At 71.6% G+C, this 22,298-nt stretch carries 22 protein-coding genes and 1 riboswitch; of the genes, 2 read left to right on the top strand and 20 right to left on the bottom strand.

What is annotated here, in order from left to right; translation table 11 throughout:
- Nucleotides 1–43 precede the first annotated feature (43 nt).
- Nucleotides 44–1,492 (top strand): MocR-like transcription factor YczR, encoded by a 1,449-nt coding sequence (gene yczR / locus HQK15_RS10140; RefSeq protein ID WP_173491347.1) that lies wholly within the window; start codon nt 44–46, stop codon nt 1,490–1,492.
- On the opposite strand, the gene HQK15_RS10135 is transcribed toward yczR, so the two are convergent.
- The 18 genes from HQK15_RS10135 to HQK15_RS10050 all read right to left on the bottom strand — a co-directional run bounded on the left by HQK15_RS10135 (nt 1,489) and on the right by HQK15_RS10050 (nt 19,406).
- Nucleotides 1,489–2,736: an esterase-like activity of phytase family protein gene (locus HQK15_RS10135; protein ID WP_173491346.1), complete on the bottom strand. Its 1,248-nt coding sequence runs from the start codon at nt 2,734–2,736 to the stop codon at nt 1,489–1,491. The genes yczR and HQK15_RS10135 overlap by 4 nt on opposite strands.
- Before the next feature lie 258 nt (nt 2,737–2,994).
- Nucleotides 2,995–4,386, bottom strand: coding sequence for an AMP-binding protein (locus HQK15_RS10130; protein WP_173491345.1), 1,392 nt, complete (start codon nt 4,384–4,386; stop codon nt 2,995–2,997).
- 5 nt (nt 4,387–4,391) lie between these two features.
- Complete coding sequence (locus HQK15_RS10125; RefSeq protein WP_173491344.1) at nt 4,392–5,474, bottom strand: MSMEG_0565 family glycosyltransferase; 1,083 nt, start codon at nt 5,472–5,474, stop codon at nt 4,392–4,394.
- Nucleotides 5,471–6,334, bottom strand: coding sequence for a carbon-nitrogen hydrolase family protein (locus HQK15_RS10120; RefSeq protein ID WP_254450916.1), 864 nt, complete (start codon nt 6,332–6,334; stop codon nt 5,471–5,473). Before HQK15_RS10120 ends, HQK15_RS10125 begins: the two co-directional genes overlap by 4 nt.
- Before the next feature lie 5 nt (nt 6,335–6,339).
- Nucleotides 6,340–7,593, bottom strand: a complete 1,254-nt coding sequence (locus HQK15_RS10115) for an MSMEG_0569 family flavin-dependent oxidoreductase (protein ID WP_173491343.1) — start codon at nt 7,591–7,593, stop codon at nt 6,340–6,342.
- Entirely contained in the window at nt 7,590–7,892 is a 303-nt protein-coding gene (locus tag HQK15_RS10110) for an MSMEG_0570 family nitrogen starvation response protein (protein WP_173491342.1), read from the bottom strand. Before HQK15_RS10110 ends, HQK15_RS10115 begins: the two co-directional genes overlap by 4 nt.
- A complete protein-coding gene (locus tag HQK15_RS10105; RefSeq protein ID WP_173491341.1) occupies nt 7,885–8,742 on the bottom strand; it encodes a carbon-nitrogen hydrolase family protein in 858 nt (285 codons plus the stop codon). The genes HQK15_RS10110 and HQK15_RS10105 overlap by 8 nt, the downstream gene beginning before the upstream one ends.
- Nucleotides 8,739–10,208 (bottom strand): MSMEG_0567/sll0787 family protein, encoded by a 1,470-nt coding sequence (locus tag HQK15_RS10100; RefSeq protein ID WP_173491340.1) that lies wholly within the window; start codon nt 10,206–10,208, stop codon nt 8,739–8,741. The genes HQK15_RS10105 and HQK15_RS10100 overlap by 4 nt, the downstream gene beginning before the upstream one ends.
- A gap of 1 nt (nt 10,209) precedes the next feature.
- Nucleotides 10,210–11,301 carry an MSMEG_0568 family radical SAM protein gene (locus tag HQK15_RS10095; RefSeq protein WP_173491339.1) on the bottom strand — a complete coding sequence of 364 codons (1,092 nt, stop codon included), beginning with the start codon at nt 11,299–11,301 and terminating at the stop codon, nt 10,210–10,212.
- 40 nt (nt 11,302–11,341) lie between these two features.
- Complete coding sequence (locus tag HQK15_RS10090) at nt 11,342–11,866, bottom strand: MSMEG_0572/Sll0783 family nitrogen starvation response protein (RefSeq protein ID WP_173491338.1); 525 nt, start codon at nt 11,864–11,866, stop codon at nt 11,342–11,344.
- Nucleotides 11,867–11,962: 96 nt separating this feature from the next.
- Complete coding sequence (locus HQK15_RS10085) at nt 11,963–12,787, bottom strand: amidohydrolase family protein (RefSeq protein WP_173491337.1); 825 nt, start codon at nt 12,785–12,787, stop codon at nt 11,963–11,965.
- Nucleotides 12,788–12,989: 202 nt separating this feature from the next.
- On the bottom strand, nt 12,990–13,649 hold the full coding sequence (locus tag HQK15_RS10080) for a TenA family protein (protein WP_173491336.1): 660 nt from the start codon (nt 13,647–13,649) through the stop codon (nt 12,990–12,992).
- The gene (thiD, locus tag HQK15_RS10075) at nt 13,646–14,443 is read right to left on the bottom strand and encodes a bifunctional hydroxymethylpyrimidine kinase/phosphomethylpyrimidine kinase (RefSeq protein WP_217361582.1); all 798 of its coding nucleotides are present in this window, start codon (nt 14,441–14,443) and stop codon (nt 13,646–13,648) included. The genes HQK15_RS10080 and thiD overlap by 4 nt, the downstream gene beginning before the upstream one ends.
- Entirely contained in the window at nt 14,440–15,054 is a 615-nt protein-coding gene (thiE, locus tag HQK15_RS10070) for a thiamine phosphate synthase (protein WP_217361581.1), read from the bottom strand. The genes thiD and thiE overlap by 4 nt, the downstream gene beginning before the upstream one ends.
- Nucleotides 15,055–15,077: 23 nt before the next feature.
- Nucleotides 15,078–15,881, bottom strand: a complete 804-nt coding sequence (gene thiM, locus HQK15_RS10065) for a hydroxyethylthiazole kinase (protein ID WP_173491334.1) — start codon at nt 15,879–15,881, stop codon at nt 15,078–15,080.
- Nucleotides 15,872–15,968: riboswitch (TPP riboswitch) on the bottom strand. Its footprint overlaps the gene before it by 10 nt.
- 60 nt (nt 15,969–16,028) lie before the next feature.
- Nucleotides 16,029–17,054 carry a ketol-acid reductoisomerase gene (ilvC, locus tag HQK15_RS10060; protein ID WP_173491333.1) on the bottom strand — a complete coding sequence of 342 codons (1,026 nt, stop codon included), beginning with the start codon at nt 17,052–17,054 and terminating at the stop codon, nt 16,029–16,031.
- Between the two features lie 40 nt (nt 17,055–17,094).
- Entirely contained in the window at nt 17,095–17,628 is a 534-nt protein-coding gene (gene ilvN, locus HQK15_RS10055; RefSeq protein ID WP_173491332.1) for an acetolactate synthase small subunit, read from the bottom strand.
- Nucleotides 17,628–19,406, bottom strand: coding sequence for an acetolactate synthase large subunit (locus HQK15_RS10050; protein ID WP_217361580.1), 1,779 nt, complete (start codon nt 19,404–19,406; stop codon nt 17,628–17,630). The genes ilvN and HQK15_RS10050 overlap by 1 nt, the downstream gene beginning before the upstream one ends.
- A gap of 351 nt (nt 19,407–19,757) precedes the next feature.
- On the opposite strand from HQK15_RS10050, the gene HQK15_RS10045 reads away from it, so the two are divergent.
- A complete protein-coding gene (locus HQK15_RS10045; RefSeq protein ID WP_173491331.1) occupies nt 19,758–20,057 on the top strand; it encodes a hypothetical protein in 300 nt (99 codons plus the stop codon).
- A 57-nt stretch (nt 20,058–20,114) separates the two neighbouring features.
- On the opposite strand, the gene HQK15_RS10040 is transcribed toward HQK15_RS10045, so the two are convergent.
- Together HQK15_RS10040 and HQK15_RS10035 are read right to left on the bottom strand one after the other, a co-directional pair.
- Nucleotides 20,115–20,738: a maleylpyruvate isomerase N-terminal domain-containing protein gene (locus HQK15_RS10040; RefSeq protein WP_173491330.1), complete on the bottom strand. Its 624-nt coding sequence runs from the start codon at nt 20,736–20,738 to the stop codon at nt 20,115–20,117.
- Complete coding sequence (locus HQK15_RS10035) at nt 20,735–22,192, bottom strand: SDR family NAD(P)-dependent oxidoreductase (RefSeq protein WP_173491329.1); 1,458 nt, start codon at nt 22,190–22,192, stop codon at nt 20,735–20,737. The genes HQK15_RS10040 and HQK15_RS10035 overlap by 4 nt, the downstream gene beginning before the upstream one ends.
- Between the last annotated feature and the right edge of the window lie 106 nt (nt 22,193–22,298).

The raw sequence follows: 22,298 nt of genomic DNA, 5'->3' as shown, positions 1-22,298 counted from the left end.
GATTGGCATGCATGAACATAGCCAATTGTGCAAGAGTGGCCTCATGGCCCCCACCGTCTCCGCCCGCCGCCTCGCCGACCTCCTCGGGACCCTCGACCAGGGCGGACCGGCGTACCGCGAGATCGCCGACCGCATCAGGCTGCTGGTGGTCGACGGCCGCGTGGCCGACGGGACGCGACTGCCCTCCGAGCGCGAGCTCGCCGGCGCGCTCGGCGTGAGCCGGACGACGACGACCCGCGTCTACGCTGAGCTCCGAGACTCCGGGCTCCTGCACTCCCGCCAGGGATCGGGCAGCATCGTCCGCCTGCCGCTCGGCTCCTCCAGCGCCAGCAGCCTCATCGTGACGCCCGACGACGCCGGCACGATCGCCATGACGTACGCCGCACCTGCGGGCCCGCCCGGGCTGGCCCGCGCCTTCGAGTCCGCTGCCACCCAGCTGCCGGGCCTGCTGGCGACGACCGGCTACCTGCCCGACGGTCTTCCGGTGCTGCGCGAAGTGCTGGCCCAGCGCTACACCGACGACGGCCTGCCGACCGATCCCGAGCAGATCATCGTCACGAGCGGCGCGATGGGCGCGATCTCGCTGCTCGCCAGGACCCTGGTCGGCCCCGGGCAGCGTGTGCTCGTCGAGGGGCTGAGCTATCCGCACGCCCACGACTCGTTCACGGCAGCGGGCGGCCGCCTCACGGCCCTGCCGGTCGACCGTTCCCCCTGGGACGTCGAGGCGATGTCCGCGGCCCTCGCGAGCGCACCCCATCGCGCGAGCTACCTCATCCCCGACTTCCACAACCCGACGGCCGGCGTCATGACCGACGACGAACGCGTCGCGTGGGCCCACGAGCTCAAGCGCCACGACGTCGTCCCGGTCGTCGACGAGTCGCTGCGCGAGCTGAACCTCGACGGGGTCGACCTGCCGCCGCTGTTCAGCGCGTACGACGCCCGCGCCCTGCTGATCGGATCGTCCTCGAAGGCCTTCTGGGGAGGGCTCCGCGTCGGCTGGATCCGCGCCCCGCACGCGTCCGTGATGCCGCTGGTCCAGGCCCGCATGATGGACGACCTCGGCACGTCGGCCTTCGACCAGCTCGTCGTGGCCGAGCTGCTCACCGAGGGCGGCCAGACGGCGGCGGCCGGTCGGGCCCGGCTCCGCGCCGCGCGCGACCACCTGCTGGCCGAGCTCGCTCGCGAGCTGCCCGACGTCGAGGCGCCCTGCCCGCCCGGCGGCCTGAGCCTGTGGGTCACGCTGCCCGACCGCATGTCGTCGCGCATCGCGTCGGCGGCGTCGCGCCACGGCCTGCTGCTCACGCCCGGACCACGCTTCTTCACGCGCGCGGGCAGTGCGGGCGAGCGCCACCTCCGCCTCCCCTACAACCAGTCGCACGAGGTGCTCACCGAGGCGGTCGGGCGGTTGCGAGCGGCCTACGACGACGTGGTCGGGTCGAGCGAGCCGTCGAGCGCCCCCCGACGTTCGGGCACGCTCGAGATGATCGCCTAGCGCCGAGTCCGCGATCCCGGGTCGATGACGATCATCTCGGTGTCGTCGGGCGTCCCGGGGTAGCGGGCCGCGTTGCCCGGGTAGTTGTTGTCGTTGGCGATCAGCAGGCGTCCGTGCGACAGCGGGACGAGGGTCTCGACGGACTGGAACCCGAACGAGAACTGCTCTCCGGTGCCCCAGCCTCCCCCGGTGCTGATGCCCCGCGGGTCCGCGATGTCGAGCAGGTCGACGACCAGCGACTTCGTCGTGCTGCCGTTCTTGCCGAGCCGCACCTCGTACACCTTCTTTGTGACGGCCTTGGCGCCGTCGAGGTCGTCGCGCTCCAGCACGAGCAGTCGTCCGTGGGAGGTGACCTGCGCATCGGCGACGAGGTCGGCGTCGACCCGGTAGGTCCACGTGCGTCCGGTGTAGCGGCCGGTGCGGGTGTCGAGCTCGGCGATCACGCGGCGGCGCTTGTCGGCGTCACCGACGAGCCCCTTCTCGGTGATCGGGTAGAGGTGGCGACCGTTCGTCGACCGCGCCATGGCCTCGAAGCCGCCGCTGGCCTGCGTCGTGGGCTGGTCGGCGCCGAGACGGGGGTTCTGCGGCGACTGGCCGAGCGGGAACCCGATCGGCCGGGAGAGCACCCGCCCGCGCGAGTCGACGTGCACCACGAACGGCCCGAACTCGTCGCCGATCCAGAAGGTGCCGTCCTTGCCGCGCTGCACCGACTCGATGTCGAGGTCGTCACCGGTGAGCTGGCGGTCGCTGGTCGACTCGTTGACGATCGGGAAGTCGATCTTGTGGCGGGGGTCGGAGAGCGTGATGTGGCGCAGGACCGTGATCTCGCCCGCCCCGCCGGCCGCCGTCTTCCACTGGGGCTTGACGAGGTAGAGCCGCAGGAGGAAGTCGCCGGAGTTGCCCTTGGCGCCGAAGCCGTTGTCGGGCTGCGCCCAGAAGGTGCCGTCACGGTTGTCGATCGCTGCGGAGAACCCCGGGATGACCTGCCCCGGGAACGGACCCTGACGCCCGTTGGCTGAGGTCGCCTTCGCGCCGGACGGCGGGCCCGGGGCCTGGAAGTCGGCCGACAGGATCGCCCGGGCGAGCAGCCGGGCGCCGTGGTCCTTGTCGTGCCCGTGGCCGCGGCCCTGGTCGGGCCGCGCGGAGGCGACGGCCGGCGCCAGTGCCGCGGCGGTGACCGCGATGGCCGCTCCTGCGGCGACGCGACGGTGAAGCGACCGGCGGTGGGCGGACGAAGGTGACATGTCGGGCTCCTCGGGATCACGCGGAGCGGTCCCCCCGCCCACGCCCCCGAGACAAGTCCACCGGGACGACCTGCAGGCCAACGACCGGCGAGGAGCGGTTGAACTTCGCGGCCTCGAGGGGCCGGAACGCTCTCGTCGGGGGGCCGGAACGCTCTCGTCGGGGGGCCGGAACGCTCTCGTCGGGGGGCCGGAACGCTCTCGTCGGGGGGCCGGAACGGTCTCGTCGGGGGGCGGGAACGGTCTCGTCAGCGGTGGGGGTCAGCGGTGGGCGGAGCGACGGACCTTGCCGGTGTCGTCGCGCAGGGGCCGACGGACCAGCAACCACGAGCGCGGCACCTTCTCCGGGTCGAGCCGTTCCCGGGTCCACGCGAGCAGCTCGCCCTCGGTGACCTCGGCCTCCGCGACGTCGACGACGGCGTGGACCCGATGACCGAGGTCGTCGTCCTCACGCGCGACGGCCACGGACGACCTCACCGCCGGATGCTCCTCCAGCACGGCCTCCACGTCGGCCGGCTGCACCTTGGCTCCCCCGGTCACGATGACGTCGTCGAGGCGGTCCTCGATGTAGAGGAAGCCGTCGCCATCCAGGCGCCCCGCGTCGCACAGCGTGTGCCAGCCGTCGCGAACCCGAGGCTCGGCCCCCACGTACGAGTAGGTTGCAGGGCCGTCGCGCCGCATGACGATCTCGCCGACCTCGCCGGGCGCGCACGGCGACCCGTCCGGTCGGACGACGCGGAACTGCGAGCCCGAGATGCCGCGACCGACCGACCCGGGGTGCTCGAGCCACTGTGCACCGGTGATCATCGCGAGCCCCTGGGACTCCGTGCCGGCATAGACCTCGACGACCCGCTCCGGGCCGAGCCAGTCGATCCACGACCGCTTGAGCCACGGCGCGCACCGGGCGCCCATGTGCAGGACGCTCTCGAGCGACGACACGTCGTACGACTCGCGGTCGTCCAGCCGCCAGATCCGGTGCATCATCGTCGGCACCAGCATCGTCCAGGTCACGCGGTGCGTCTGGATCGTGCGCAGCGCCTCCGCGGCGTCGAAGCCGGGGGCACCTCCCGCCTGCGGGGGACGCAGCAGCACCAGCTCGTGCCCGGTCATCAGACCGCGCATCGCATAGACGAACGGCGCCGCGTGGAACAGCGGACCGGCGACCATCTGCACGGCGTGCCGCGGCACGAACGGCGCGACCCGGCCGTCGGGGTCGACCGTCGCCGGAGCCGCCGCGCGCACGATCTTGGGACGCCCCGTGCTGCCGCTCGACGTCGGCGCCTTCCACGACGCGGCGACCCGGGCGGGCAGCGGCGACGCGTCGTCCGCGAGATCGAGCGGTCCGTCGACCACCAGCGCGGGCCGGGCCAGCTCGAGGATCGCGGCCCGCTCCCCCGCACCGATCCGCGGCGACAACGGCTGCGGGGTCGCGCCCAGCTTCCACACCGCGACGCAGGCGAGCACGAAGTCGACGCCGTTGGGCAGCCCGATCGTGACCAAGTCGTCCTGGCCCACCCGGTCGGACCAGGCGTGGGCCACCCGGTTCGACCGCAGGTCGAGCTCACGACGGGTCAGCACGTCGTCTCCGCTCCTGACGGCGACCGCGTCCGGTGACTCGGCGGCCAGGTGGGCGAACGCCCGGCCGATCGGCATCGACGTCACCCGAGACGGGCCGCGTAGAAGTCGAGGTGCGCCGCCGCCGCGGCCTCCCAGGTGTAGGACGCCGCCAGGTCGCGCCCGACCTGCGGGTCGGGCGGCTCCGACAGCACCGCCGCCAACGAGCCCGCCATCGCCATCGGCTCCGCGGCGAACCGCACCGCGTCGCCGAACACCTCGCGCAGCACCGGCAGGTCGCGGGCGACGACCGGCACACCGGCCGCGAGCGCCTCCATGGCGGCCAGGCCGAAGCCCTCCTTGGTCGACACGAACGCCATGGCCGACGCCCCGGCCACCAGTCCCGGCAGCACGTCCTCGTCGACGACGCCCAGCATCTCGTGGTTGACGCCGAGCTCGGCGGCCCGCCGCTCGAACGCGGCCCGGTAGTCGCGGTAGTCGAACAACGTCTCTCCCCCGGCGAAGACCAGGCGCACGTCGGGGCGCCGGCGGCGCATCAGCGCGTACGCCTCGAGCAGGTCGATGCTGCCCTTGCGCGGCTCGATGCCGCCGAGCGCGAGCACGTACGGCCCGAGCTTGTCGCGCCACGTCGTCCGGTCGGCCTCACCGTCAGGCCCCGCCGCGCGGGCGAAGCGAGCGGCGTTGACGCCGTTGGGGATGACCGTCGGCACCAGGCCCCAGCCCGCCTTGACCTCCGCGGCGACGGACTCCGAGACGCAGATACGCCCGACCGGCTCGACGACAGCCCGCTCGTGGCACGCGACGAGCTCGGGCGTGGAGACCGTGTCGAGGTGGTGGATCGTGCGCAGGCACGGCAGGGCGGCGTTGGCACTGATGCAGTCCTGCGCGTGCACGATGTCGTACGCCTGGGGCGTGAACGCCTCACCGAGCACCGCGATCGACCGCTGGATGCGCGCGCCGACGTCCTCGCCGGGCACCTCGGGGAACGGCACCGCGTGGATGCCGACGGCCGGGTCGACGGCCCGGTAGAAGGTCGAGTCGCCGCCGCGCCCGAGCGTCCAGACGTCCACCCGGGCGCCGGCTCGGCTCAGCGCCTCGGCCAGGGCGAGCGTGTGGACCACGCCGCCGCGCGGCTTGGTCGAGTAGGTCAGCAGGGCGATCCTCACGCGTCCTCCTCGGACGGCGACGAGCGCAGCGAGCCGACGTACGCGCTCGGGGTCAGCTCCTCGAGGTGGTGCAGGATCCGGCGTGAGCGCGCGACCTCGACCTCGACGTCGACCTCGGCGACGGCGAGGGCGCCCTTGGACCACGTGCGCGCCAGCACGTCGCCGCCGGGCCCCACGACCTTGGCCTGCCCGAGGAACCGGAGCCCGCCCATCACCCCGGTCTGGTTGGACGACACCCAGACGATCTGGTTCTCGGCGGCCCGCGCGCTGTCGTACAGGTCGAACAGACGCGACTGACGGTCCTGTGGCAGTCGCGACGCGCGGTCGGTGACGCTCGCCGGCCACGCCGACAGGCAGGCGATGACGTGTGCGCCGTCCAGGGCCAGTGACCGTGCGGCCTCGGGGAACGTCTTGTCGTAGTCGATCAGCATGCCCATCCGCCCGACCGGGGTGTCGAACGCGGCGAACGTCTCGCCGGCGCAATAGGCCAGGGCCTCACCCGCCGGCTGGTGCACCTTGCGGTGGCGCCCGAGGACGCCGTCGCCGTTGACGCACAGCGCCGCGTTGTAGTGCAGCACGTCGCCGTCGGCCACGACCTCCTCGGTGTAGCCGAAGCAGACGACCATCTCCTGCGCCATCGCGATGACGCGCCCGACCTCGAACGAGTCCTCGGCCAGGGCCGGCGGCAGGGCGTGGGCGTCGGGGTGCCGCAGGTCGGACAGGTAGCCGCCCAGCGTCGCGTCGGGGAACACCAGCAGCTCGACGCCCGACGCCCGCGCGTCACCGACGATCCCCGCCATCTTCTCCAGGGACCGGTCGATGTCACGCCCGAAGTGCGCGGCGACGGAGGCGAGCCGCATCCGCGTCAGCGATCGGCCGGCGTGGGGCGGTGCGCGCCGACGATGGACTGGTGGACGTACTCGGCGTCGCGGGCGATGCCGGCGAACCGGCCCGAGCCCCAGGTGTGCAGCCACGGGAGCCCGAGGAAGTACAGGCCGGGCACCGACGTCACGCCCCGTGAGTGCGTCGGCACGCCGGACCCGTCGAAGACACCGACCTTGACCCAGCGGTAGTCAGGTCGGTAGCCGATCCCCCAGACGATCGACGTGATGCCGGCGTCCTCGAGATCGAGCATGCGCGGCTCGTGGGTCGGCTCCCAGACCGGCGTGTACGGCTCCTCGGTGGGTGCGTCGATGCCTTCCCGCTCGATGTAGGCGTCGATGTCGTTGCGGATCGAGCTGTAGACCCGGTCAGCGTCGTCCAGCGCCTTCGTCATGGTGGGCTCGAAGCTCAGCTGCGTGCCGGTCGCGTCCGACATCAGGCCGTAGAGCTGCATGCCCTCGAGCGCGAACTGGCGCAGGTCGATGTCACGCCCGCCGTCGCGTCCGGTGACGTAGTGGTTCGTCTTCTCCCGGGCCGCGAGACCACCGGGATACTGCTGCACGGGCGTGTCGTAGAGACCCATGTCGTGCAGCCAGTCGATGCAGTCGCGGCCGCGGTAGAACCGGGCCACGCGAGGGGCGTCGCCCAGGGCGAGGTGCACCTTGCGTCCTTCGAGGTGCAGGTCCTCGGCGATCTGCGCGCCGGACTGGCCCGAGCCGACGACCAGCACCTCGCCGGCCGGCAGCTGCGCGGCGTTGCGGTAGTCGGCCGAGTGCACCTGGGTGATGATCGGGTCGATCCTGGACGCGAACGGCGGGACGATCGGCAGGTGGTAGCCGCCGGTGGCCAGCACGACGTTGTCGGCCTCGATCGTCTCCTCGCCGTCGGGCCCGGACACCGTGAGCACGAATCCGCCGCCCTCGCGCTCCAGCAGCTGCGTCACGCGGGTGTGCGACCGCACCGGCGGGTCGAAGGTGTCGGCGTAGCCGGCCACCCACGCCGAGATCTGCTCCTTGTCCATGAAGCCGTGCGGCTCCGGGCCGTCGTACTCGTAGCCCGGCAGCCGGCACTGCCAGTTGGGGGTGACCAGCGTGAAGTTGTCCCACCGCCGGTCGGCCCACTCGTGACCGGGTGTCACGGCGTCCAGCACGACGTGCTCTACGCCGTCCCGGGTGAGGAACCAGCTGACGGAGAGACCGGCCTGGCCGGCTCCGACGATCGCGACGGGAATGGTCATGAGTTCTCCTGCGGGAGGGGTGGGTGCATGGCAAGGACCTCGACGAGGTCGGCGGCGTCGAAGGTCGACGCTGTCGTCTGGATGCGCTCGAACGAGGCGGCCGACGCGGTGCAGGCGAAGCCGTACTTCGCGCGCACCCGCTCGCTGGCCTCCGCCAGGGCGGTCGCCGACCGACGGGTGAAGTCGTCCACCCGGTACGTCGATCCCGGGCTCAGGTGGTCGTGCATGACCAGCGAGGGCGAGTAGCAGTCGGCCACGCGGCCGTCGGGCCAGCGCACCGTCACGGTCATCTCAGGCATGGACCGGCGCTCCGACGTGGACCGGATAGGTGTCGGGACGGCGGTCGCGCAGGTGGAACATCGCGCGTCTCGCCGTCGCGAGCGCCTCACCGATGTCGACCCCGGCGATCGCCAGTCCGGCCTCGGTGCCGGTCGTCGCGAGGACGTCCCCGCCCGGCCCGACGATCTTGGCGTTGGCGACGAACCGCATCGAGCCGAAGGTGCCGACTTGGTTGGCGGCGACCCAGATGATCTGGTTCTCCAGCGCACGAGCCTGGTCGAACAGGTTGAACCGCTTGGTCCATCGGTCCTCGGCGATGTCGGTCGCCCCGGCGGTGCGCGACGACGGCCAGGCCGAGATGCAGGCGACGACCTCGGCTCCGTCGAGGGCCAGCGCGCGGGCCGCCTCGGGGAACGCCTTGTCGTAGCAGATCAGCATGCCGAGACGGCCGACCGGAGTGTCGAAGGCCTCGTAGGTCTCGCCCGACTCGTAGTAGAGGTTCTCCCCCAGTGGCTGGTGCACCTTGCGGTGGACTCCGATGACCCCGTCGCCGGTCACGGCGGCGGCACTGTTGTAGCGCACCCCCCTGTCGGCCTCGCAGAAGCCGAGCACGAGGGTCATGTCGCCGGCGATCTCGGCGACCCTGCGCAGCTCGGGGCCGTCGAGGTCGATGATCGGGGGCAGGGAGTCGGGGCCGTCGCCGTCGGTGTGCAACGTCGAGAGGTAGCCCCCGAGGGCGGCCTCGGGCAGGGCCAGCAGCTTGACGTCCTGCTGCCGCGCCTCGGCGACGAGGCGGGTGATCTGGGCGTACGCCTCGTCGAGGTCGCGCCCGAAGTTGGCCGATGCAGCAGCCAGGTGGGTGATCGTCATGCGGAGTGCCTTTCGATGGGGCCGTGGACAGTGGCACCGAGACCCGTGACGGGCCCGGTGATCGCAGACGTCACGAGGCCGTCGGGCCAGCGCAGCTCGACGCCCCGGCCGGCGGTCAGCCGCCCGCAGACGGCGGTGTCGACGAAGGTCGGGAGTCCGCTGCCCGCGAGTGCGGTGCGGGCAGGGGTGCGCTCGGCCGAGATCATCGCGAAGCCGGGGAAGCACGTGAGCCAGTCACCCGCGGTGGCTCCGGCCGGCGTCGGGATCTGGTCGACCTCGAGCACGGCCTTGCAGCCGCTCGCCTCGGCCAGCATCCCGGTGGTGCCGATGACGCCCGTCATGCTGACGTCCTTGGCGGCCGTAGGCCGCAGGGCGGGCACCACGCCGGCCAGCGCACGGAGCTCGTCCGAGCGCCGCGTCGACGAGGAGTCCCACTGCGAGCCCGTGTAGCCCGGTCGCCACCCGCCGCCGAGGTCGGCGGTGAGTCGCAGTGACTCACCCGGGCTGCCCCCGCCTCCCGGGACGGGACGGTCGGCGCGGCCGAGCGCCGTGACGCTGAGCGACGCCGGCACGCCGAGCTGGGTGTGACCACCCAGCACCGGGACGCCCCACGCCTCCGACGCGGCGCGCAGGCCCCGGAAGATCCGGCGGGCGAACGAGGCGTCGCGGGCCCCGACGGCGTCCAGCAGCCCGACGGGCGCGGCGCCCATCGCCGAGATGTCGTTGAGGTTGACCAGGACCGCGCACCAGCCGGCCCACTCGGGGTCACGCTCGACCATCGACGGCAGGATCGCGTCGCACGCCGCCAGCAGGTCGGACCCGGGAACGGGGGCGGCGTCGTCACCGACGAAGCTGCCCCCGCCCAAGCCCATCCCGTCCAGGGAGGCGGGATGGTCCAGTCCCTCGAGCAGCGAGCCGAGGGCGGCCTTGGTGGCGTCGGCGAGCCGCTGGACGCGGTCGATCGGCCACAGCATGTGCACGTGGGGGCGCCCGTGGACGTCGAGCGCGGCGACCGTCCTCCAGCCCAGGCGCTGGAACAGCGTCTCGTTCTGGGCCTGCACCGTGGCGTCGAAGCGCAGGGCGCCCTCGGCCTCGGCACGGGCACACGCGGCGCGGACGAGCGCCCCGCCGATGCCGGCGTGGGTGCGGGCCGCGGCGCTGACGGCGAGACGGCTGCCCGACCACCAGCCGATGTCGCGACCCTCGGTGGCGGGAGCGATCCGCACCCCGCCGAGCAGCGTCCCGTCGAGCGTCCGGGCGACGAGGACGATCGCGCGCGGGTCGTCGTCGACCCGGTCGGAGTCGTCGCGGTCGAAGATGCCCTGCTCAGCGACGAACACCTCACGGCGCAGGGTCCGGAAGGCGGCGAGCTCGGCGCGGGTCTGCGCCTGCTCGACCAGGAAGGTCGGCGCCGGAGCGGGCCTGGTACCGGTGAGGATGCCGCGGTCGAGGTCGACGATCGTCATGTCAGGCACCTTCGCTCTGCAGCACGCTGCAGGCGCCGCACGCGGCGCATCCGGCTGCCTGGTCGGAGCCGTGCATCCCGGCCTCCATCAGCGCGTGGGCGACGCGGCGGGTCACGTCCTGGAGCACCTCGGCCGGCGGGGGTGGCACCTGGTCGACGTCGGTCGCGAGCGTCCCGGCCAGCGGCCTGAACGGCACCACGAACGGGTAGACGCCCATGTCGACGAGCTCCTGTGCCGCCGCGACCATCTCGTCGGGGTCCTCGCCGAGCCCGACCAGCAGGTAGGTCGAGACCTGGTTGTGGCCGAAGACGCGGACCGCCTCGCGCCACGCGGCGCGGTACTCCTCGAGCGGCACGGACGACTTGCCCGGCATCCACCGGCGACGGACGTCGTCGTCCATCGACTCCACGTGGATGCCGATCGAGCGGGCTCCGGCCTCGTAGAGGTCGGTGATGGTCTGCAGGTCGGCCGGTGGCTCGCACTGCACCTGGATCGACAGGTCCGGCAGCACCGCCCGCACGGCACTGACGCACCGGGCGAGGTGCGTCGCACCCCGGTCGCGTCCGTTGGACGTGCCGGTCGTCATGACCATCTGGGTGATGCCGTCGAGGTCGTGCGCGGCCCGGGCCACCTCGGCGATCTGCGCCGGAGTCTTGACCGCGATCGTCGACCCGGCCTCGAGCGACTTCTCGATCGCGCAGAAGCGGCAGCGCTCGGCCTCGTCGTAGCGGATGCAGGTCTGCACCACGGTCGTCGCGAGCACGTTGGCCGAGTGCAGGCGGGCGATCTTCTCGTACGAGACGCCGTCCGCAGTCTGCAGGTCGTAGAACTTCGGGCGGCGCACCGGCTCCACTCCGAGGCCGGTGTCGGCCCCGTCGAGGAGCAGGCGCCCCCGGTTGATAGTGAACGGGCTGTCGGGGTTGACCGGGATCGCGGTCCCGACTCCCCCGAGCAGCACGTGCCCGTCGTCGCTGGGTCCCGCACCCGACTGCCGGCTGACCGGCGCGTCGAGCAGTCGGATGCCCTGGATGGCGACATCGACTCGTGTGCTGGTGCGCGTCGCCGTGGCGCCGCCGCAGCCGGGTGCGTTCATCAGATCTCCTCTGTCCTGGGTCCGGTCGGTTCGTCGCAGTTCAGAGGTTGTAGACGGAGTTGATGATCGCGCCCTTGCGGGCGTAGTGGATGATCGCGTCCTGGACGTCGAGCGGGTGCGCCGGGATGACGCCCTCGATCAGGTCCTCCTCACGGATGCCGTGCAGCGCCAGGCCGAAGCGGCAGCAGTAGACCGTCCCGCCCTCGGCGATGTAGGTCTCGAGCGAGGCGTTCATGTTGAGCTCGCCCGGGAAGCCGGCATCGCCCGTCGTCGGGAAGCCGCGGTTGGCCGAGCACGCCAGGGTGCCGGGGCCGTAGAAGTAGATCGCGGTCTCGAAGCCCTTGCGGAGCGCGCGGGTCGCCTGCAGGATCGCCACGAAGCTGACCGACGACTCGTGCGGGATGCCGTGGATCAGCGTGAAGTACGACTGTCCCTCCTCGGCCTGGTAGTCGGGGAAGATCTTCGTCGAGCCGTAGAGGTTGGTGCCCTTGGGCAGCGACGGGTGCTGGATCTCGGCCAGCGAGGCCTCGATGTTGGCGGCGATCTGGTCGTCGATCTCGGTCATTGCTTCTCCTGGGTGCTGGGTCGGGATTCTCAGGGGTGCTGCACTGGCTCGTACGAGCCAGGGATCGTGGGAGTGGTCAGCCGTGGAGGGGAGCCCTCAGCCGTACAGAGAGGTGAAGTTGCCGCGGAAGAAGGCCTGGGCGAGCTCCGGGTCCTTCGCGACGGCCGACAGGCGCGCGTACTCGCCCTCGAAGTCGCCCCAGGGGCAGTCGGTCGCGAACAGGATGCGGTCGTGGCCGATGCCGCGCTTCTCGATCTCCTGCACGAGCCAGACCGGCGCGAAGCCGATCGTCCAGCTCGTGTCGGTGTAGACCTGCTTGCCGGCCTCGATCCAGTCGAAGAGTCGGCCGCCGATGAGCTTCATGTGACCGCTCATGCCGCCGCCGAGGTGGACCAGGTGGATCTTGGTGTCGTCGCCGTACTTGTCGACGAGCGTGCCGACCTGGTCGACGTCGGAGGCGGCGCCCGGCGACGTGTGGACGTGGACCACGAGGTCGTGCTCCGCCGCGGTCGTGAAGATCTTGTCGATCTCGTCGGCGCAGTCGGGGTCGGTCGGGTGGCCGCCGAGCAGGAAGCTGGTCTTGAGCGCCTTGACGCCGGACTCGCCCACGAGCTTCAGCGCCTCGTCGTTGCGGGCCGCGTCGGACGCCTTGGGCGAGACCCACAGGCCGCAGCTCACGCGATCGTCCTTCTGGGCCGCCTCGATCGCCAGCGGGTTGAGGTCGAACGCCGCGTCGGGGATCGGGACGCCGTAGTTGGGCAGCACCAGCGCGCGCTCGGTGCCCTCACGGTCGAGGTCGGCGAAGAACGCGGCGACGGTCTCCTTGGCGGTGACGTCGGCGCGAATCGCCGGGCCTCCGTAGAAGGGGAACTCCGGCAGCGCGCCGATGTGGCGGTGGCTGTCGAACACTCGCTGGGTCATGCATCCAGTGAGCGCCCCGGATGTTTCGGGTTGGTCACGGTCGGAACAAAGAGCCGTGACGTGTCCGTGTCCCCGTGTTACGCCCCCTCCGCCGACGAGAGCGTTCCCGCCCCCCGAGGAGAGCGTTCCCGCCCCTCGAGGAGACCGTTGCCGCCCTGATCAGGGGCGGTAAAGGTCTCGCCAAGGGGCGGAAAGGGTCTCGTCAGCGGGGGGGGGTGGGCCAGGTCTCGTCGCGCCAGGCCGCGTCCCAGAACATCCACTCGAAGCGGGTCGACCGCCGATAGACGTCGATCACCGCCGGGACGTCGGTCGCCACGGCGTCGAGGTAGGCCTCGGCCCGGCGCACCGCCTCGTCGAACGCGGGCGCGGCGTAGGTGTCGATCCACGCCGCATACGGGTGCTCGCCCGGCGAACGGCTCGCGAGGACGTGACGCCCGACCTCGGCATAGACACGAAAGCACGGCAGCACCGCTGCCAGGGCCACCTCGAACGGCGCCGTGGCCGCGGTCGACTCCAGGAACCCGGTGTAGGCCGCGCACGTCGGCGACGCCTCGGGCGATGCCCCCGAGTCCGGGTCGAGCCCGCGAGGGACGAGGTACGAGCGGTGGAGCTCACGCTCCGCGGCGATCGCCCCGACGGCCGATCCCGCCAGCAGCTCGATGCCCGTCGGATCGGGTGCTCGGGCCGCCAGCTGGGCCAGCACGCGGGCGTAGCGATCGAGGTAGTGGGCGTCGTCGACGAGATAGCGGACGAACACCTCCTCCGGCAGGCTCCCGTCGGTGAGCCCGAGGACGAACGGGTGCCGGCAGATCGCGTCGAACCAGTCGTCGACGGCGTCCCAGCACCGCTGCGACGCCGTCATCCCGCCACCCGGTGGTCGACGGGGCCGTTGCCACGCCCCACCTCGAGCGACGCACCCGCGACGAGCGCGCGGGTCAGGTAGGCCTTGGCCGCCTCGACCGCGACCGGCACCTGCTCGCCCCGCACCAGGTAGGCCGCGATCGCCGACGACAACGTGCACCCCGTCCCGTGCGTGTGGGACGTGGCCACGCGCGGCGCCGCCAGGTGCTGCACGCCGTCCGCCGAGACCAGCACGTCGACACTTCGATCCCCCGCCAGGTGCCCTCCCTTGACGAGCACGTGACGGGATCCCAGCGCCAGGAGGGCGCGGCCGACGGGCTCGAGATCGTCCTCGGACTCGATGCCGAGGCCCGACAGCACCTCGGCCTCGGGGACGTTGGGCGTCACGACCGTCGCCAGCGGGAGCAACAGCTCCCTGATCGCCGCGACCGCGTCCTCCGGCACCAGCCGGTCGCCCGACGTGGCCACCATGACGGGGTCGAGCACGACGAACGGCACCGGGTGGCTCCGCAGCACGTCCGCGACCGCCGCGACGACCTCGGCGCTGCCGAGCATCCCGATCTTGACCGCCCGGACGTCGAGGTCCTCGACCACCGACAAGTGCTGCTGCGTGATGAACTCGATCGGCACCGGGTGGATGCCGGTCACCCCGAGCGTGTTCTGCACCGTGAGCGCGGTGATGACGGTCGCGCCGTAGACGCCCAGCGCACTCGCGGTCTTGAGGTCGGCCTGGATGCCGGCCCCACCCGACGGGTCGGACCCCGCGATGGTCAGCATCACGGGTGTCCGGCTCATGCGTGCACCCCTCGGCGGCGCAGCCCCGCGTCGACGCAGGCCCGCAGCTCCCGCGCCGCGGCCGCCGGATCGGCCGCGCCGCAGATCGCACTGACGACCGCGATGCCGTCGGCGCCGGCCGCCACGACGTCCTCGGCGTTGCCGGCGTGGATGCCACCGATCGCGACGAGCGGCAGCCGTCCCGCCAGGCCGGCAGCGATCGCACGGACGCCGTCGAGCCCGAACGGCGCGGACGTGTCGGTCTTGGTCGGCGTCGCCCACACCGGGCTGGCCGCGACGTAGTCGCACGCGGCGAGCTCGACCGCGTCGTCGAGCTGGGCCAGGTCGTTGATTGACCAGCCGATCATGGCGCCGGGCCCGAGCGCTGCCCGCGCCGCGCTCGGCGGGGTGTCGGAGACACCGACGTGCAGGCCGTCGCCCAGACGGGCGGCCTCGACGTCGTCGTTGGCGAGCACGGCGGCGGCAGCAGGCAGCACCGACCGCAGGCGCCCGATCACCGCGGCTCGGGCCTGCGGCGTGCCCGCCTTGTCCCGCACCTGCACGCACGTCGCTCCCCCGGCGACGGCTGCGGCGGCGACGCCCTCGAGGTCGTCGTAGGCAGGGTCGGTCACGAGGTAGACCCTCAGGTCGACGGTCATGACCGGTCGACGCGGACGGTCGAGAGCCGGTCGGCGTCGAGCGCCGCGAGCTCGTCGAGCAGCCGCACCCGGAAGCTGCCCGGGCCGGCCGCTCCGTCACCGGCGCGTGCCCCCGCCGCGGCGAGCATCGCCATCGCCCCCACCGATGCGTCGAACGGGTCGTCAGCGACGGCGCAGCACGCGGCGACGAGTGCCGTCGCGGAGCAGCCGAGCGCCGTGACCAGCGGCATCAACGTGTGCCCGCCGTGCACCACGGCCAGCCGCTCACCGTCGGTGACGACGTCCTCGGCCCCTGTCACGACCACCACGGTCGACAGGCTGCCGGCCAGCGCCCGCGCAGCGTCGACGGCGTCGAGCGCGGCCGCCTGGCTGTCGACCCCGCGACCGCCCACCCGCTCGTCGGCGATCGCCAGGATCTCGCTCGCGTTGCCCCGGACGACCGTCGGCGCGTACGCCAGCAGGTCGCTCACGATCTCGCGACGATAGGCCGTCGCCCCGACGGCGACCGGGTCGAGCACCCACGGCGTGCCCACCTCCCGGGCGGCCGAGGCGGCCGCCGTCATGCCCTCGACCCACGACGGGGACGGCGTGCCGATGTTGATGCCGACGGCCGAGGCGATGCGGGCGAACTCCCCCGACTCGCGGGCGTCGTGCACCATCGCGGGCGAGGCGCCGACCGCGTTGAGGACGTTGGCGGCGACGTCCATCGACACGAAGTTGGTGACGTACTGCACGAGCGGCGACCGCTCCCGCACGCGTGCTGCGACGTCGACGACGGACGTGGTGACAGGACTGTTCATCCCAGGCTCCCTAGCGCCGGTGCTAACCGGATCAGGTTCGGCGGGTCTCATCTCAGCCCCTCGGTAGGGGCACCCCGGCCTTGTGTGGCTCGAACATACAAGAGGCCCCGTCCGGCGTGCGGACGGGGCCTCTCGACGAACGGGTGACTAGCGAGCGGCCTGGCCGTCGATGTAGTCGGCGTCCTGCTGCTGCCACGAGAAGTGCGAGCGCAGCACCTTGCCGGTGGCCTCGATCGGGTGACCGGCCTCCTCGGCGCGCAGACGCGTGAACTCCGGCGCGCCGGCGTCCTGGTCGTCGATGAAGCGCTTGGCGAAGGTGCCGTCCTGGATCTCGGCGAGCACCGACTGCATGCGCTCCTTGACGCCGGCGTCGATGACGCGCGGGCCGGAGACGTAGTCGCCGTACTCGGCGGTGTCGGAGATGCTCCAGCGCTGCTTGGCGATGCCGCCCTCCCACATCAGGTCGACGATCAGCTTGAGCTCGTGCAGCACCTCGAAGTAGGCGATCTCGGGCTGGTAGCCGGCCTCGGTCAGGGTCTCGAACCCGGCCTGGACCAGGTGCGACACACCGCCGCACAGCACGGCCTGCTCGCCGAAGAGATCGGTCTCGGTCTCCTCGGTGAAGGTCGTCTTGATGACGCCGGCGCGCGTGCCGCCGATCGCCTTCGCGTAGGACAGCGCGAGGTCCCACGCCTTGCCGCTGGCGTCCTGCTCGACCGCGATGATGTCGGGGATGCCGCGGCCGTCGACGAACTCGCGACGGACCGTGTGACCCGGAGCCTTGGGGGCGACCAGGACGACGTCGACGCCCTCGGGGGCGGTGATGTAGCCGAAGCGGATGTTGAAGCCGTGACCGAAGACGATCGCGTCGCCGTCGACGAGGTTGGGCTCGATCGAGTCGGCGTAGACGTGGCGCTGCACCTGGTCGGGGGTCAGGATGACGATGACGTCAGCCTCCTCCACGGCCTCGGCGACGCTGCGGACCCGCAGGCCCTCGGCCTCGGCCTTGGCGCGGCTCTTGGAGCCTTCGGGCAGTCCGACGCGCACGTCGACGCCCGAGTCGCGCAGGTTGAGCGCGTGGGCGTGACCCTGGCTGCCGTATCCGATGACCGCCACATGGCGGCCCTGGATGATGCCCAGGTCAGCGTCGTCGTCGTAGAACAGTTCAGCCACGGGGTGATTCTCCTTGGATCGTGCCTTTGAGGCAGGGATGTCAGCTAGCTTGCGAGCCGGGAACGGTGCGCAGGGTGCGGTCGGTGATGGAGCGGGATCCGCGGCCGATGGCCACGCGTCCGGACTGGGCGATCTCGCGGATCCCGAACGGCTCGAGGACGTTCAGCATCGCGGTGAGCTTGCCCGCGTCTCCGGTCGCCTCGATCGTCACGGCATCGGTGGCAACGTCGACCACCTTAGCCCTGAAGAGGTTGACGGTCTCCAGCACCTGTCCGCGGGTCTGGGGGTCGGTCTTGACCTTGATCAGCATCAGCTCGCGCTCGACGGCGCTCGAGGAGTCGAGCTCGACGATCTTGAGCACGTTGACGAGCTTGTTGAGCTGCTTGGTGACCTGCTCGAGCGGCAGCTCGTCGACGTTGACGACGATCGTCATCCGCGAGATCTCGGGGATCTCGGTCGGACCGACGGCCAGCGAGTCGATGTTGAAGCCGCGCCGCATGAACAGGCTGGAGACGCGGGCCAGGACACCGGGGGTGTTCTCGACCAGCACCGAGAGGGTGTGCTGCGTGCTCATCAGAGGTCCTCGTCGTCCCACTCAGGCGCGAGGTCTCGCGCGATCTGGATGTCGTCGTTGCTGGCGCCACCGTGGACCATCGGCCACACCATCGCGTCGCGCTCGACCACGAAGTCGATGACGACGGGGCGGTCGGTGATCGCCATGGCCTTCTCGATCGTCGCGTCGAGGTCGGCCTCGTTGTCGCAGCGCAGGCCGACGCATCCGTAGGCGTCCGCGAGCTTGACGAAGTCAGGGATGCGACGAGCGCCGATCGACTCCGGGCCCGTGTTGAGGTCGGTGTTGGAGTAGCGGCTCTCGTAGAGCAGCGTCTGCCACTGGCGGACCATGCCGAGCGAGGAGTTGTTGATGACGGCGACCTTGATCGGGATGCCCTCGAGCGCGCACGTCGCGAGCTCCTGGTTGGTCATCTGGAAGCAGCCGTCGCCGTCGATGGCCCAGACGACCGAGCCCGGCAGGCCCACCTGGGCGCCCATCGCGGCCGGCACGGAGTAGCCCATCGTGCCGGCGCCGCCGGAGTTGAGCCACTGCCGCGGACGCTCGTAGTCGACGTAGTGGGCCGCCCACATCTGGTGCTGCCCGACGCCGGCGACGTACGTCGCCTCGGGGCCGGCGATGGCGCTGAGGCGCTCGATCACGGTCTGCGGCGCCAGGCCCGTCTCGGGCTTGTCGTAGCCGACGGGGAACTTGGCCTTGACGCCCAGCATCTGGGACTTCCAGGCGGAGTAGTCGCCCTGGACGCCGTCGTCGGCGGCCTGCTTCTGCAGCATCGTGATGAGATCGGCGATGACCTCGCGGCAGTCGCCCACGATCGGGACGTCGGCCGTGCGGTTCTTGGAGATCTCGGCCGGGTCGATGTCGGCGTGGATGATCTTGGCCAGCGGGGCGAACGACGCCAGCTGGCCCGTCACCCGGTCGTCGAACCGCGCGCCCAGCGAGATCAGCAGGTCGCTGCGCTGCAGCGCCGCCACGGCCGCGACGGTGCCGTGCATGCCCGGCATGCCCAGGTGCAGCTCGTGCGAGTCGGGGAACGCACCGCGCGCCATGAGCGTCGTGACGACGGGGATCTGCGTCAGCTCGGCGAGCATCTTGAGCTCGGCCGACGCGTTGGCCTTGATGACACCGCCACCGACGTAGAGGACGGGACGCTCGGCGGCCGCCATCAGGCGTGCGGCCTCACGGACCTGCTTGCCGTGCGGTCGGGTCGTCGGCCGGTAGCCCGGCAGGGCCAGCTCGGTCGGCCAGTGGAACGAGGTCGAGGCCTGCAGCGCGTCCTTGGCGATGTCGACCAGGACCGGGCCGGGACGACCGGTGCCGGCGATGTGGAACGCCTCGGCGATGACGCGCGGGATGTCGGCCGCGTCGGTCACGAGATAGCTGTGCTTGGTGATCGGCATCGTGATGCCGCGGATGTCGGCCTCCTGGAAGCCGTCGGTGCCGATCAGGTGCGTCGCGACCTGTCCGGTGATGGCGACGATCGGCACGGAGTCCATGAACGCGTCGGCGATCGCGGTGACCAGGTTGGTCGCGCCGGGTCCCGAGGTCGCCATGCAGACACCGACGCGGCCGGTGACCATCGCATAGCCCTGCGCGGCGTGCCCGGCGCCCTGCTCGTGGCGCACCAGGATGTGGCGGATCTGCTCGGAGTCGAAGAGCGGGTCGTACGCGGGAAGGATCGCGCCGCCCGGGATGCCGAAGATCGTGTCCACCCCGGCGTGCTCCAGCGCGCGCACGAGGCTCTGGGCCCCGGTCAGCTGCTCAGCGATCTGCTCGGTCATGAGTTCTGCTACCTAACTGTTCGTTCCATCGTATGCCGGTCGCCATCCGGCCTGTTCGCATAAAAAAATCCCCCGGCCCCAGACCGTTCGCTGGGTGCAATCGAGGGAGACGCGTGGCGTGGTGGGCCAGCGCGTCAGTGACGTACTACGAGAAGGTTCATGTGCACCTGACAAGTCTCGTCGCCGGACCGAGGATGGTCAAGTCGTGAGACAACGCGTACCACCATGTGGACGCGGCGAGAACGACTCCGCGTCGTTCCAGCCCACCGGATCTGACAAGACCGGTGACCAACTGACACGATGTCTGCGTCCGCCCGCCACTCATGACGCGGGCCAGAACTAGGGGAACCCATGAAGAAGACTCTCAGCACGGCCGTCGTCGTTGCTGCTCTGGCACTCACGTCCGCCTGTGGCGGCGGCAGCGACCGTCCCAGCAAGGGCGAGCTCGCCGACCAGCTCGAGAAGTCGTCGAACGGTGCCATCACCAAGAAGCAGGCCGACTGCGCTGCTGCCGCGATCCTCGACTCCAAGCTGTCGGACGAGGCCCTCAACGCGCTCGCCGAGGGCGACGCTGACTACAAGCCCAGCGACGAGGACAAGAAGGTCCAGGCCGACATGACCACCGCGATCGGCAAGTGCGTCACCGGCTGACGTCCTGCCCCGCGACGGCCCGTGACGATCCCTGATCGTCGCGGGCCGTCGTGCGTCTCACAGCAGGGGCAGCGCCGCGTCGTCGCTCGCGACGCGCCCGGTCGCCCGGCGGATCCAGTCGAGCCGGTCGCCCACCTGCGGCGTCGTGCCGTTCGCGGCCTCGTAGACACCGGCGAGTGCCGCGGACACCGCCTCGACCGGGCCGTCGAGCAGCGGTGCGGGTGCGACCTGCGGCACCGAACGGGCCAGGTCGTCACCGTGCACGACCAGCTCGATCAGGCGGGTCAGCACGAAGTCGTCGAGCGTGATCGGCCCGCGCGGCCCCCTCACCACGTCGGCCCGCAGCCGCTCGAGGCTGCGGAAGCCGAGCCGGGCGCAGTTGTCGATGCCACCGAGCACGTCGGCACGGAGCGACCGCGCCAGCTCGGTGGTGCCGTCGGCGATCTCCTGCGCCGACGCGGCGTAGGCGCCGAGGTAGGAGCCCAGCGGCTGCGGCTCGGCACCGCGCTCCGGGCCGAGCAGGGTCAGCGCCAGGAACGACCGCCCGAGGTGCGTCACCAGCTCGTGGACGTTCCAGGCCTCGAGGACGCTGGGATCGTCGCGGTGGTCGAGCAGTCCGGACTCCCCGATCCAGGCACGCAGCGCCGTCCACTGGTCCTGGAGCAGCGCCGAACGGGTCACCAGGGCGACGCCTCGTAGTCCTTCAGGAACACGCCGTGGACGTCCTCCCCCGCCTCGCCGCGCACGATCGGATCGTAGACGCGTGCCGCCCCGTCGACCAGGTCGAGGGGCGCCTTGAACCCCTCCTCCGCCAGACGGACCTTGGTCGGGTGCGGCCGCTCGTCGGTGATCCACCCGGTGTCGACCGCGGTCATCAGGATGCCGTCCTCGGCCAGCATCTCCCCCGCGCTCGTGCGGGTCAGCATGTTGAGGGCTGCCTTCGCCATGTTGGTGTGCGGGTGCCCGGGGCCCTTGTAGCGCCGGCCGAACTGCCCCTCCATCGCCGAGACGTTGACGACGTACGTCCGACGGGCCTCGGCTGCGGCCATCGAGGGACGCAACCTGCTGACGAGGATGAACGGCGCCGTCGTGTTGCAGAGCTGCACCTCGAGCAGCTCGAGGGCGTCGACCTCGTGGACGCGCTGGGTCCAGCTGTTGATGTCGACCGTGTCGGGCACGAGCCCTCCGGCGTCGATGCGACTGAGGTCGGCCGAGCCGGCCGTCATCGCCAGGGACGTGAGCTCCTCGGCCGTGTGGCTGTCGCCCGCGAGCACGGGATGGGCCGACACCGAGCCGACCAGCGCGGCCGGGTGGGCGTCGCTCGTGTGGCCGAACGTCAGCAGCTCCGGCAGCGGCCCCTCGGGCAGCGGAGCCGACTCGGCCTCGGCCAGCGGCGCGTAGGCCCCCGGCGTGCGGCGAACCGTCTGGGCCGCGTTGTTGATCAGGATGTCGAGCGGCCCGGCAGCGGCGACGGAGTCGGCCAGGCCCACCACCTGCGCCGGGTCGCGCAGGTCGATGCCGACGATGCGGAGCCGGTGGATCCAGTCGGCGCTGTCGTGCATCGCGGTGAACCGGCGCACCGCGTCGTGGGGGAACCGGGTCGTGATGGTCGTGTGGGCGCCGTCGCGGAGCAGCCGCAGCGCGATGTACATGCCGATCTTGGCCCGCCCGCCGGTGAGCAGCGCCCGCTTGCCCGTCAGGTCGGTGCGGGCGTCGCGCCTGGACCGGTTGAGGGCCGCGCAGTCGGGGCAGAGCTGGTGGTAGAACGCGTCGACGACGGTGTACTTCTGCTTGCAGATGTAGCAGGGCCGCGGGACGAGCAGCGTGCCTGCCGTGGCGCCCTCGGCGTTGGAGACCAGCGGGATGCCCTCGGTCTCGTCGTCGATCCGGGTGGGCGACCCCGTCGCGGTGCTCGCCACGACGGCGCGGTCGGCAGCGGCGATCTGGGCCCGCTTCTCCAGGCGGCGGTGCTTCTTGACGTTCTTGTAGAACGTGCCGCAGGCGCGTCGCAGCGCGACGTAGTCGGGATCCTCCTCGTCTAGGCGCTCGGCGGCGGCCAGCACCCGCAGAGCGATCACCAGCTCGTCAGGATCGATGTCGGAGACGGGCTCGGGGGGATCGACTGGGACGCTCATGACGTCCCCATTCTAGGTGCGGCGCACCGCGCGTCCGACACCCCGCCGCTGCACGGGGTTGGGGCCGGTTGCTTTCATGGGGAAGTTCCGTCCCCCATCTCGAAGG

Source organism: Aeromicrobium stalagmiti, from assembly GCF_013283745.1.
In the GTDB taxonomy this organism is placed as follows: domain Bacteria; phylum Actinomycetota; class Actinomycetes; order Propionibacteriales; family Nocardioidaceae; genus Aeromicrobium; species Aeromicrobium stalagmiti.
The sequence above is the reverse complement of the archived record's forward strand: the minus strand, read 5'-3'. Positions and strand labels throughout refer to the sequence as shown.